Genomic DNA, 12337 nt, shown 5'->3' on the forward strand with positions numbered 1-12337 from the left:
CGGGGTCAATCGGCACTGTCGGTGGGGGTGTCGAGTATTTCTGACAGCGGGCGGTGGGTCAGTAAACTGCAGGCTTCCTCCAATACACAAGGGGATATGGGGGCTGGTGTCGGCGTAGGTTATCAATGGTAGCGAAGGGCCAATACTGACTATTGTTTAATATTATTACTGGGTTGTGCGATTTTTTTGCACAGCCCGATTTTTATTTTTTAGCTGAATCTATATTATTTCTCCAAACTATAGGATTGCCATTTTTATTATTCTTTTCATTGTCAGTACTTTTTTCTTTACTATTATTAACCGGTTTATTTTTACTCACTGGATATACTGCAACATATACGACTCATCATCTAATATCGCACCTGTTTTACCAATCACCGCTCTTGCGTTGACATAAACTGTTTAAAACTCAACAATAGATTATTCTCATATTTTTTCTCTATACACAGAGCGCTAATCCTTTAGCCAGAAATAATGCACTGTTGCCTTTCGTTCAGCAGATCAGGTAAGTCTGCCAACAGGACTGATTAAGGTCTCTTATTTTTTTAAGTACTAAAAAATCACAATCTATTGAAAAAATTTACTTTTTTGTGGGTCACTGGTTGATTTGTATCTTAATGGTTAAATAATTCCGCGTTTAGAAAATAAATAAATTGAGCAACCATTTTTGAATAGATCGTACTAATTAGCTCCCTTTATGGTTGATATTTTAAGGGGGAGAACATCATTAGGATAAATCTCACCCTAGTGTAACCAATAGTAAATTTTTATTGTGATGCGACACCGACTATCGGTGAGGTAGAGGTAAATTAGTCAGTTTTTTTGACTCAATGTTATGCAGAAGCAGGTTCGAGCGTCTTTGCCTAATAATTAGCCACCAATGACAAAAGGTGAGCAAGAATAAGATGGGGATGATATGACGAATATCAGAAGATATGATTGTAATTATATTTACAGATATACAGTTTTGAAATTTATTATAAGCGAGAGTTATCTTCGTGGTCTGCCCGCTATTTTTATGATGATGGTACTTGCGCCAGGTACTGCATTTTCTCAAATCTATGTGAACAATGCCAATGATACTTCTTGTTATGCCGTTCTAGATGTACCTGAATTATCTGGAATTAAGCCCTCTGGTATGACGACTAGTTCAAGTTGTAATACGTTGTCTTTGAGTAATCTGAATACCAATGGGGGGCAGCTATTTGTTGGCGGACAAGGCGGGCTCCCTGGATATGCTGCCACTCCCTGGACAGGGACATTCACGACGGCAGTTGGCACCAGTAATACCGGAACGGCATACGGTTTTGTCGTTCAAAGCAATGGGGCATTTATCAACGGTGATACTTACGTGCAAGGGGGGTTATTCTTGAATGGCAAAAAAGCCACCAATCTTGCCCCCGCAACGATTTCATCGGCCTCCACCGATGCGGTGGTTGGTAGCCAGCTTTATACGTTGAACCAGACTGGAACCCGCTATTTCCACGCCAACTCAGCCAACCCGCAAGACTCCGTGCCTGCGGGTCAGGATGCTATTGCTGTCGGGCCGGCGACGGTGGTCAACGGTAATAACGGTGTTGGTATCGGTAACAGTGCGGTTGTTGGGGTAAACGCTGTCGGGGGCATTGCAATTGGCCCCAATACTCAGGCGACCGGTACCGCGAGCACGGCCCTTGGTGCCGGAGCGCAGGCGCAGGGGGCACAGTCTTTGGCTCTTGGGGCCGGGGCGGTTACCAGCCAGGCAAACAGTATTGCGTTAGGGGCGTCGTCGGTCACCACGGTGGGCGCTCAGAGCAGCTACAGTGCGTATGGTCTGCCGACCGCACAGGCATCGGTGGGTGAAGTGGGTATAGGGACCGCGCAGGGTAATCGCAAGATCACCGGTGTGGCGGCAGGCTCGGCTGACTATGATGCGGTCAACGTTGCCCAGTTGACTGCTGTTGGTAATAAAGTCGGGAAGAATACCGCTGACATTACCAGTTTAGGCAGCCGGGTTAGCAACGTTGAGGGGGGGATGACCAGCATCACCAACGGGGGCGGTGTGAAGTACTTCCACACCCACTCCACCCAACCTGACTCGGTGGCCAGTGGTAGCGATTCGGTGGCTATCGGCCCGAATGCGCAGGCATCCGGTACCACGTCGATAGCCATGGGGGCCGGGTCGCAAGCGCAGGGAGCACAGTCGTTGGCATTGGGGGCGGGAGCGGCTGCCAGCCAGGCAAACAGTATCGCATTAGGGGCCTCGTCGGTCACCACCGTCGGTGCTGAGAGCCACTACAGTGCGTACGGGTTGACGGCCCCGCAGACGTCGGTGGGTGAAGTGGGAATAGGAACCGCGCAGGGGAATCGCAAGATCACCGGTGTGGCAGCCGGTTCGGCTGATTATGATGCGGTCAATGTCGCGCAATTGACCGCGGTTGGGGATAAGGTGGAACAGAATACCGTTAACATCACCAGTTTGGGGGGCCGGGTCACCAATGTTGAGGCGGGGATGGCCACCATCGCCAACGGGGGCGGCGTGAAATACTTCCACACCCACTCCACCGAGCCTGACTCGGTGGCCAGCGGCAGTGATTCGGTGGCGATCGGGCCGCAGGCGCAGGCGTCCGGCACCGCGTCGGTGGCTTCCGGCAAGGGCACGTTGGCCTCTGGTCGCGGGGCGGTGGCGATAGGTGATGCTGCAAGCGTCAGCGCAGATGGCAGTGTTGCCCTGGGGCAGGGTTCCGCTGATAACGGGCGCGGCATGGAGAGCTACACCGGTAAGTACTCTATTGCGGATAACGCTACCGTAGGTACGGTGTCGGTGGGCAATGCGGCAACCGGGGAGACCCGGACGGTCAGCAACATTGCCGACGGGCGAGAGGCGATGGATGCGGTCAATCTTCGGCAACTTGATGGTGCAATGGCCGCGGTGGGTGACACCGTTTCAGGGTTGCAAAACGGCACTGACGGGATGTTCCAGGTGAACAACAACAGCGGCCAGGCCAAGCCTTCGGCCACCGGAACTGATGCGATGGCGGGTGGTGCGGGTTCCGTGGCGTCGGGCAGCAACAGTACCGCGATGGGTACGGGCAGCAAGGCGACGGCGGCAAACAGCACCGCGTTGGGGGCCAACTCCGTGGCGGATCGTGAAAACAGTGTCTCGGTGGGGTCGGTTGGCAATGAACGGCAGCTCATCAATGTTGCCGCAGGGACTCAGGGCACTGATGCGGTGAATCTGGATCAACTCAACCATAGCATGTCGAGTACCACTAACGACGCCAATGCTTATACAGACCGGCGCTATGCTGCACTTAAAGAAGACCTGAAAAAACAGGATAGTACGTTAAGTGCGGGGATCGCCGGTGCCATGGCGATGGCGAGCCTGACCCAGCCCTATACACCGGGTGCCAGCATGGCGACCATTGGTGCAGCCAGCTACCGGGGTCAATCGGCACTGTCGGTGGGGGTGTCGAGTATTTCTGACAGCGGGCGGTGGATCAGTAAACTGCAAGCCTCCTCCAATACACAAGGGGATATGGGGATCGGTATCGGTGTAGGTTATCAATGGTAGCGAAGGGCCAATACTAAATATTGTTTAATATTATTAATGGGTTGTGCGATTTTTTGCACAGCCCGATTCTTATTCTTAGGGATTAAAAGGCAGCACCCATGCTATCACTCAAAACCACTGGATTGATCATATCGTCATTATTATTGTTTTTTTCCTTACTGCTACTAACTGGTTTATTGTTACTTACCAAGTACGATGCAACCTATCGACATACTATCAATAATACCCCGAAAATAGAGCCTCAGTGGGTCGAACTGCCCACATTGCCGCTTATTCAACAAGCCGTCGCAGGTTTGGTGCCCGCAGTAGATGGTCAGCACAAAGAGCTGATCATGAGTCAGGTGTGTGCATTGGCCAGAGGTGAGCGTTCTCAGGAGCAGGTAGCGCAAACATTAGTGAAATTCGGTATTGATATCAGTAATATTCCCCAGCAGGGACATCCTCTCTCGTTATTGGTGGATACCGATAAATCCAGCCGTATAATCGGTTGCGCAGCGTATGTTGCCAATTCTGTTATGGCGGTACCTAAGCCGACTGAGTTTATGACGAGTACTTATAAACCATCGGGTGTCTCGTTAGGGAAAAAAAATGAAGCAGTAACGAAAGAAAAGACACTGAGTATTGATGCTAAAAAATTAGCTCAATATCTTCGGGTTCAATTGTCTGTCGCAAGGGCTGATGCCGATGCTTTTGCAATTATTGCAGTAGAGTTGCAAAAGAAATCAGGACTGACTGCTGATCAATATACTACGCAAGCTAAGAAAATATTTAGTGAATATGCACTGGTCTATCTGCAGCGTGTTAAAGCGCTTCATGCCGCGGGTGGCGGGACTAACTATAAGTTAATTATTTACTCTGATGAGTATTTTAAGTTCATTAGTAGTGATGGTTATTTGTTTGAGTATGGATACGATGGTTTAAGCTTATACTTCAATAAAATTCCATGGTATGAGGGTGAAAAGTTACTGGGGAAAGATTATTTTCTTCCTACTTCGTACAGTGAACCGGTCTTGGCAAAGCGTATAAACGGTGAAGCACCTTCCCATAAATAAAAGGAGGTTTCCCCCTGAGGTTGATAACAACGTCCCCATGGCGGAGATAATAGGCAGACCGTAAAAATATTGGGGGATAAATTCACGCCCACCCTGAAACGGATGTTGTATTCCAGTGTCTATTTTCACCGTTTAAAATCGAGTCATTAGGGTTTGTCAGTAGTTTTAGAGGGGGGATGGATTTTATCGTACGCGGATGATGTTTATATACAGTAAAGCCGTGACTGACTTTTGTTGACCACGGCTTTATTATTTTTTTCAAAAAATTTTATAGCCGTTCGTTAAGCTGGCGTTTGGACTCTATCACTATACTGAGGGCTGGGAAATTAATGAAAGGAAAGGGTTATATATGAAAGCAAAGTATATATTAAGTGTGGCCACTCTTTGTCTTGTCAGCTTTACCGGCCTGGCAGCTACTATTACTAATAGTGTTACTGTCTATGCCACACAGCAAAATAAGGGGTCAATTTCTATAGGTGATAAATCTTATTACACAAAAGATTTCAAGGTTTTCATTGCTAATCTCTCGGACAATGAGATTGATTTATCTTCGTTATGTCTGGCGGTGCATTCTCCTGATGGAAAAACCTTCAAACTGGATACCGTGGATGAGACCCTGATTCAGGGGAAACTCAAGCCACAGGCTATGGTGGAGGGGGTTGCCGTATTTTCTGCCGAAGATGACAGTGTGTATCGTGCCGCCATTGTGAAAGTAACCGATAAGTGCAAATAGTCGATAAATAATAGCATCATATTCATATAATGCGCCGGAATTTCTATTTCTGACAGGTTATTTACATCAAAATTAATACTCTGATTTAGTGGTTTTGGCGTGTTTTTTACGGATTGTTAATATATCGTTTTTTTGTGGATATTTAATTAACTATGAAGATTATTTTATTTTCTAGCGTTTTCTTGATTTCTTTTATTATCTCGGGGTGTTCATCATCATGGGAACCAATAGGCCAAGCGCCCTTAACGTTAGAGGCAACTAAAAGTCTGTGCAATAGTGAGTCACTTATCCGCTTCCCCATTAAAAATGAAGTAGCGCAAAGGACAATTCAACAGACGGTTACAATAAAATGTAAAACTGGAGAAGAGTGCTCAAAAAATGGAGGATACAAATATGAGAATAAATCAGTTTTAGAAAGCTATCCTATGGATGTGAATAAACAGAGTCGCAATGCGAATTTTTCGGACTGCATGGGAAAAAATGGTTGGCAGCGAGAGACTAAATGGTTTTAATTGGTCGTTGCTTCTTTCTCTCTGCCTTTTCCTGTATTCCGTTATGGGCTAATAAGTGCAAATTATCTCGTGCAGACAACTCGTCCTGTGAAAACGGTTCACTCTGTGAAAATAATCGGGATAGGGAGGGAGTTATACGCGATATACTGACCGTCTGTTTTCACGACAGTGTTAATGAAAACAGACGGTGAAATGACTTAATCTACCAGAATACGCTTATTGGTTGCACCCCATAGAATTGACATTTCGGTAAATAGTGCCCCACTGAGATCTTCAATTTCTTCTGCCTGGATTTCTGCATTGCCCTGCTTTCCGAATAAGACTACTTCATTACCTAAACTCACTTTTTTTAGATCGGTGACGTCTACCATAACCGTATTCATTGATGTTTTGCCTAATACGGGCAGGCGCTGACCTTGAATAATCACATGCCCCGCATTACTGAATACTCGGCGATATCCATCGGCATAACCCACAGGGATATTAGCCAGCAGGGAATCACGTTTCAATGTATAGGTCCGGTCATAGCCAACAGTGCCGCCCTTAGGGTAGTTGTTCAGTGATGCGATATTAGATTTGAAGGTCATAGCCCGCTTATATTCTGTGCTGGCGATGGTGTCACCATAAAACACCCCTCCCACACGGACCATATCCAACCATGAATCAGGCACCGCTAAGGTAGCGAATGTATTGGCGACGTGGAGCTTAATCTTTTCACGTTTCAGCCCCGTGGCCGCGATAACATCTTTGGCTTGTTGCTGGAATCGAGCCAAGTCTGCTTTGATTTCGCTAGCATCTTCCACCGGGTAGTGCGACATGATGCCAACGATTGTTAGATTGTTTAAACCTGCAATCGTCTTTGCGTCATTTAAACCGCGGGTCTTACTGACCTCCAGCCCATTACGTGACATCCCTCCAGAGTTAAGTGCCAGATGGATACGGAGAACTTTTCCATTCAGTTTTGCAATATTATTTAACTGCTCAGCGACGGTTTTATCGCCAATAAGTTCTTCAGCATCGTAAGCCATGGCTTGTTGCATTTCTTTTAATGTTGCACTTCTGACCCGCATCAACTGACCAGTAAATCCTAGGTCACGTACCGTTTTTAGTTCCTGATTGCTGGCAACCCCAATACATTGCACATTGTTTTTTAGCATCACCGGTGTGACTAAGATCAGGTCATGTCCATAGGCATCACCTTTTAATATTGCACAAAGTGTGGATTTATTATCCAGCAGTGTAAGCATCTTTTTAGTATTGAAATCCAGCGCACCTTGAGAAATTTCAAGCCACGCATTATTCACTACAGGTTGCTGGGCATTGGCAGGTATAGAGGTCAGGCTAAGATGGTTTTTTGGTACGGGTTGGCTACAAGCGACCAAAGTTATTAATGATAATAAGAATAAATGACGAAAACGAACGTGCATGAAATCTCCTGAATAAATTTTCCATTAGTTTCTATAATTAAAACAATGAAGTGATTTTAATAAGATTTTTATTAAGAATATCTTTTTGTGATGAGTTGTGTTCGGGGGCATATTACATCTAACAAACTGTTGTCTGATATGCTCCATTAAAACTACAGTTGTAATGGGTTTAAAAAAAGATTAAACAATATATTCACCTGTTTTTATTCGCGTGAGCGCTATATGGCGCTAAGTTTAAACAGGCTAATCGCAGTTAATCTCAATGTGATTAACATTATTTGCGTGCTGTAACATGAGATGTAAGAGAAAAAGAAGAGAAGAAGGGAGGAGAGGCTCTGTTAGCTGTAAAGTACAGTAAGAAGGCGCGGGTATTTTGTGCTGATGGGCCTCTGCCTCCAGAATGTTTTAAGGATACCTTTCATCGTCAGGCTGCCGATACACTTCCCCACAAAGCAATACCACATCGGGTCTTCTTTCATGCAGGCGAAGAGCCACATCCATGCATTCATGACGTGTTGAATAAATATCTTCTGTCACCGGAAGCGCCTCACAAGCATCCATGCCGCAGGTACTAACCAGTAAAACAAACCCTATGAGCATATAGCCTCCTTGTTATAGGATTTATATGAGTATAGCGTGTTTCGTTGGGGGCTTTGTTGTTATCAGTATTTGTTGTTATGAATAACCGTTACCCTCGCTTTATAGGCAATAAAACGTTAGCAGGGGGGCTACTCGAATGTGAGTTAGCCAAATTTAGTCACAACAACACCCGCCATGATCATAAAACTGGCTGCAAGACGCAAGCCACTGGGTTTTTCTTTTAGCATCCCAATGGAAATGACCATAGCGAACAGCACGCTGATTTTACGTAATATTACTTCCAATAGGTATCAATTTCCACCGAGGATCATGTTTATATTGTGATCTTTGGGTGCCAATGAAGGAGTCAATAATAAAGAGGTTAACGGGATATCATAGCCGTTTTTTTGAGCTAAAGTGGAGTGCAACTAGGGGAGAGAATAAGCGAGGGGTATTACAGAGTTACTGCTTCCTAAAATAGCGGTAAATTGGCATCATATAATGATGACATTGGTTTTTAGGATAGACGATGAAACAGTTTCCTTTTGATAAACGTTACGAGATTGAAGATGTTTACGGTAGCGTTGAGTACTATATCGATGGCGATGAATATATCCGTAACCAGGATGGGACCCCTGGCTATCGAATCGACGGTTATGAAGTGTACGAACATGGTGTTGAGTCTAAATTAGCGGGTTTCCTTGAGGGGAAATATATCACGACGCCAGATGCTGATACCCTATTGACGATTCTGGATGAACAATCGCCAGTAGATTAATCGTTTTGATTTTAGCCAGTTAGACACAGTATCCACAATAAAGGGCCATTCTATTGAGTGGCCTAAGTATAAAAATGGGCTTAGAATTTTCTTTAAAAGAATCCATTACATCAATGAATAAATTACATTAAGTAATTGATTGTATAAAAATTGCTGATGTGAAAGAGTTAATGGTATGAAGACGTTAATTGAATGTGAGACTGAGCGTTTATTGCTGCGGCAATGGCGTCCTTCAGACCGGGAGCCATTCGCTCAATTAAATGCGGATAAACGGGTTATGGCCTATTTCCCTGCGCCCTTAACTCGGGCGGAAAGTGATGCAATGGCGGATCGCTGTCAATTATTGATTGAGCAGCGTGGTTGGGGATTCTGGGCTGTTGAAGTAAAGAACAGTGGCCAATTTGTGGGGGCGCTGGGGTTGCATATTCCTACTGTTAAATTGCCGTTTTCACCCTGTGTGGAAATTGGTTGGCGCTTTGCATACCCCTTTTGGGGAAAAGGCTTAGCAACAGAAGGCGCGTTGAACGCCTTAAAAGTGGGTTTTGAACAGTTAAAACTGGTTGAGATCGTTTCATTTACCGCACTCATAAATCTACGCTCACAAGCAGTGATGGCGCGTATTGGTATGGAGCGGGCATCCCATACTTTCCTTCATCCTGGCGTCAGCGCGAACAGTCCGTTAAGCCAACATTGCTGGTATCACATATCACATCAACAATGGCTGAATAGGTAGTATTGGGTTTGTGAAGCAAGCACAAGAATAGTATATATTTAACGGGCAGATATTCTGCAGTATTGGCTAGGAAATATAATGATAACTCGTTGGCAATTAATTCGCTCCATAGCTTTACTGCTCGGAATCTCTTTTTTGGCGGCCTGTAGTCAACTCCCAAGAAATCCAGTGCCTGTGGAGTTAATGCCCGCAGCCGAGATCCCTGGAATGCCAAATATTCGCGCTGGGGCAGGGCACATTAGCGCCGTATTTGAAGCGGACTTGCTGCAATCATATAAAGATGAATCGAAAGAGATGTTTCGTCAGGCTGACGGAACACGGGTGTACCCGCATTTGGCTTTGTCTGGTGGCGGGCCAAATGGCGCGTTTGGTGCTGGTTTTCTAAATGGTTGGACAGAAACAGGTAAACGTCCGGTTTTCAAAGTTGTTAGTGGGGTTTCAACGGGGGCCTTGATCGCGCCTTTTGCTTTCTTGGGTAGTGACCACGATAAAGCCCTGCATGATTTTTATACCACCACAACGACTCGAGATATTTTTCACCTAAATAACCTGTTGTTTCGCCTATTTTTCCGTGAATCATTGGCAGATACCAGCCCACTGTCTCAGTTGATTGATGGTCATATTACCCCGCAGTTGCTGAGTGAAATTGCTAAGGCCCATAAAGGCGGGCGTCGGTTGTATATGGGGACAGTTGATCTTGATTCACAACGCTTTATTGTGTGGAACATGGGGTTGATCGCGTCTAAAGGCACGCCAGAAGCCTTGATGCTATTTCGTAAGGTGATGTTGGCATCCTCTTCTGTGCCCGTCGCATTTTCACCGGTCTTCTTCGATGTCGTGGCTAATGGTAAACACTATGATGAGATGCACGTAGATGGTGGTGTTGCCGCGAGGGTTTTCTATAATGGCGGGGTATACAGCTCGAAAGTGGTACGCGCCAGAGCAGGTTTAGCTGACAGTAAAGAAGATATTTACATTATTCATAACGGTCAACTTGGCCCTCAACCGGAACCAACCCCGCGTTTGGTCCGTAATATTGCTTTGCGCACCTTGGACTCAACCAGTAAAGCTGCGTTAGTAGGCGACTTATACCGTATTTATGCTTTCTCTTTAGCTGAGCAATCGGGATTCCATTGGATAACTATCCCACCTGATGTCGATATAAATGGTGCGGAAATCTTTGATCCAGTCAAGATGGAGCGCCTGTATCAGGCGGGTTATGCCGAAGGATTGCGTGGGCCTGAATGGTCGCTGCGGCCACCGGGTTCTATTGAAATGGAGGTGCTATTAAAGGAAGCTGCTACAAGACATACTAATCAAATGCCAGCGGATTAAATTTGATAGATAGAAGACCGGATTGATTAACAGGAAATAGTTAATCTGCTGCTTTATCAAACTGTTAGCGCCAATTGAAAACAATTTAAGCAGCATATAAGCAGAGGGGGTGTAATTGTGCTACACTATGCGACCGATAATCAAGGATAAAACATGAAAAAAATCTCGATCATTGCTCAGTGCTTAATAAACGCTAAGAATTTCAGTGAGATGTCTGAAGCTGAATCCTCGATAAAAAAAGTGTTCAGCGATAGCTACGCGGAACACTCTTTCGATGAATGGAATACCGACGTTTCAACATTGAGCGCTAACCGTATCATTAGCCTGGTTGCTGGTGCATCCAAGGTTCGGGTCAGGGGATTGATCCAAGAATTATGGAATCACTGATCCCGGCTCAACCATTTCCAATAACCTGCCTACCATTTCACTACGCCAAGCATGCCAGCCATGCCGCGTGGTGAATGTTTTTACCCTATCTATCCTTTCTATTTCTATTTCTACTTATCTCTTCCTCTGTAGCACATAAAATCGGCTATCTCAGGCAACAAAAGTTCTGTTTTGGGTCTAATAACGTGAGTAAATGTTGGCCATCCCACGGCTTATGATTGGCGATTAACGTAAGCTGAGTCAGTCATACAATAGAGAGGTGAGGATATGTCATTTCTTGATAATCTTAAAAAACTGGTGAGCGGTGTGCGGGGACAGATTAAGTGCCCAGAATGTGGGGCGAATTCTGTGCAGAGTGCGGAGAAAGTGCAAAAAAATATCGCCTTGATCTGCCCGAAGTGTGGCTGTTTATTCTTGCCGCAAGACGCACCTCAGCCATGATCAAATCAGCCAAAGATCATTGATGCCCATCGTAATAGCATCAATGCAGCACAGATGCACAGTAACACCAAAAACATTTTCCAATGCCTTTTAGGTACGCGTTTGGTCACCATAGGGTCCTTAAAACGATTTGAGTATTATAGTCTGGTGAATTGCTGCACCAGACGTGAGTGGTTTTGATTCACCCGAATCACTGATTAGGGGCAACTCACCGGAATCAATGATCTTCCCCACAATGCTAGCTGCAACACCAATGATTTGATGTATCGGGTATAGTAGCGGAAATTTATGCTGATGCGAGAGTTAGTCAGTTCGTACTGATTAATATAAAGTGTAATATGCGTTGCATCAATAATATTACGAATAGGAATAATGAGATTATGGCTACACTCCCACAGAAATATGAAGACGCTGAACGTTGGGCATTTGGTGATACTGAGCAGGTCGCGGATGACTTATTGGCATTGGTACTGAATGGCACAAAAACGGCGACCTGTGCAGCATTGGATGAAGAGGGTGTTCCTCAGGCGGGTGACATATTTGTCGTGGTCAATGGCCGGAATCAGCCAGCATGTGCGGTAGAGTTAACCGAGGTAGAACTGAAAACGTTTGATCAAGTTGATGAGGCGCATGCACTGGCGGAAGGTGAGGGTGATAGTACACTGGCTTACTGGCGTAAAACTCAACAGCGTTTTTTCGAGGAATATGATATGTTTTCCCCAGATATGATGCTGATCTGTATGAAGTTTAAAGTGCTGGAAACCTTCTGATTGCTGCACCAGGCAACTGTTTTAATCAGTTAGCTCT

General features: G+C 45.4%; 15 protein-coding genes. 11 read left to right on the forward strand and 4 right to left on the reverse strand.

Going from position 1 to position 12337, the window contains the following annotated elements; genetic code table 11:
- From AC971_RS25755 to AC971_RS13625, 5 genes are all read left to right on the forward strand, one after another.
- On the forward strand, positions 1–132 hold a 132-nt coding region (locus AC971_RS25755; protein WP_197090732.1), incomplete at its 5' end, for a YadA C-terminal domain-containing protein.
- 784 nt (positions 133–916) lie between these two features.
- Entirely contained in the window at positions 917–3553 is a 2637-nt protein-coding gene (locus tag AC971_RS13610; RefSeq protein ID WP_048677692.1) for a YadA family autotransporter adhesin, read from the forward strand.
- A gap of 98 nt (positions 3554–3651) precedes the next feature.
- Positions 3652–4605 carry a hypothetical protein gene (locus AC971_RS13615; RefSeq protein WP_025384115.1) on the forward strand — a complete coding sequence of 318 codons (954 nt, stop codon included), beginning with the start codon at positions 3652–3654 and terminating at the stop codon, positions 4603–4605.
- Positions 4606–4954: 349 nt separating this feature from the next.
- Positions 4955–5338: a DUF4354 family protein gene (locus tag AC971_RS13620; protein WP_025384114.1), complete on the forward strand. Its 384-nt coding sequence runs from the start codon at positions 4955–4957 to the stop codon at positions 5336–5338.
- Positions 5339–5490: 152 nt separating this feature from the next.
- On the forward strand, positions 5491–5850 hold the full coding sequence (locus AC971_RS13625; RefSeq protein WP_025384113.1) for a hypothetical protein: 360 nt from the start codon (positions 5491–5493) through the stop codon (positions 5848–5850).
- 197 nt (positions 5851–6047) lie between these two features.
- Here AC971_RS13625 and alr read toward each other — a convergent pair whose 3' ends face one another.
- The 3 genes from alr to AC971_RS24350 all read right to left on the reverse strand — a co-directional run bounded on the left by alr (position 6048) and on the right by AC971_RS24350 (position 8161).
- Complete coding sequence (gene alr, locus AC971_RS13630; protein WP_025384112.1) at positions 6048–7277, reverse strand: alanine racemase; 1230 nt, start codon at positions 7275–7277, stop codon at positions 6048–6050.
- 405 nt (positions 7278–7682) lie between these two features.
- Positions 7683–7877, reverse strand: coding sequence for a hypothetical protein (locus AC971_RS13635; RefSeq protein ID WP_025384111.1), 195 nt, complete (start codon positions 7875–7877; stop codon positions 7683–7685).
- A 143-nt stretch (positions 7878–8020) separates the two neighbouring features.
- The gene (locus AC971_RS24350; protein ID WP_174407873.1) at positions 8021–8161 is read right to left on the reverse strand and encodes a hypothetical protein; all 141 of its coding nucleotides are present in this window, start codon (positions 8159–8161) and stop codon (positions 8021–8023) included.
- Between the two features lie 224 nt (positions 8162–8385).
- Between AC971_RS24350 and AC971_RS13640 the strand changes: the two genes are divergently transcribed.
- The 5 genes from AC971_RS13640 (at position 8386) to AC971_RS25190 (ending at position 11530) form a co-directional block, all read left to right on the forward strand.
- On the forward strand, positions 8386–8634 hold the full coding sequence (locus AC971_RS13640; protein ID WP_025384110.1) for a hypothetical protein: 249 nt from the start codon (positions 8386–8388) through the stop codon (positions 8632–8634).
- A 175-nt stretch (positions 8635–8809) separates the two neighbouring features.
- Complete coding sequence (locus tag AC971_RS13645; RefSeq protein ID WP_025384109.1) at positions 8810–9367, forward strand: GNAT family N-acetyltransferase; 558 nt, start codon at positions 8810–8812, stop codon at positions 9365–9367.
- Between the two features lie 78 nt (positions 9368–9445).
- On the forward strand, positions 9446–10702 hold the full coding sequence (locus AC971_RS13650) for a patatin-like phospholipase family protein (protein WP_025384108.1): 1257 nt from the start codon (positions 9446–9448) through the stop codon (positions 10700–10702).
- Positions 10703–10855: 153 nt separating this feature from the next.
- Entirely contained in the window at positions 10856–11089 is a 234-nt protein-coding gene (locus AC971_RS13655) for a hypothetical protein (protein ID WP_025384107.1), read from the forward strand.
- A 267-nt stretch (positions 11090–11356) separates the two neighbouring features.
- Positions 11357–11530 carry a YnfU family zinc-binding protein gene (locus tag AC971_RS25190; RefSeq protein WP_220387942.1) on the forward strand — a complete coding sequence of 58 codons (174 nt, stop codon included), beginning with the start codon at positions 11357–11359 and terminating at the stop codon, positions 11528–11530.
- A gap of 5 nt (positions 11531–11535) precedes the next feature.
- Here the strand turns inward: AC971_RS25190 and yniD are convergent, their stop codons facing one another.
- Positions 11536–11643: a small membrane protein YniD gene (gene yniD, locus AC971_RS25195; RefSeq protein WP_231573018.1), complete on the reverse strand. Its 108-nt coding sequence runs from the start codon at positions 11641–11643 to the stop codon at positions 11536–11538.
- Between the two features lie 267 nt (positions 11644–11910).
- Between yniD and AC971_RS13660 the strand changes: the two genes are divergently transcribed.
- The gene (locus tag AC971_RS13660) at positions 11911–12300 is read left to right on the forward strand and encodes an ASCH domain-containing protein (protein WP_025384106.1); all 390 of its coding nucleotides are present in this window, start codon (positions 11911–11913) and stop codon (positions 12298–12300) included.
- The last annotated feature ends 37 nt before the right edge of the window (positions 12301–12337 follow it).

The sequence above is a fragment of the Yersinia similis genome (assembly GCF_001053095.1).
GTDB lineage: Bacteria > Pseudomonadota > Gammaproteobacteria > Enterobacterales > Enterobacteriaceae > Yersinia > Yersinia similis.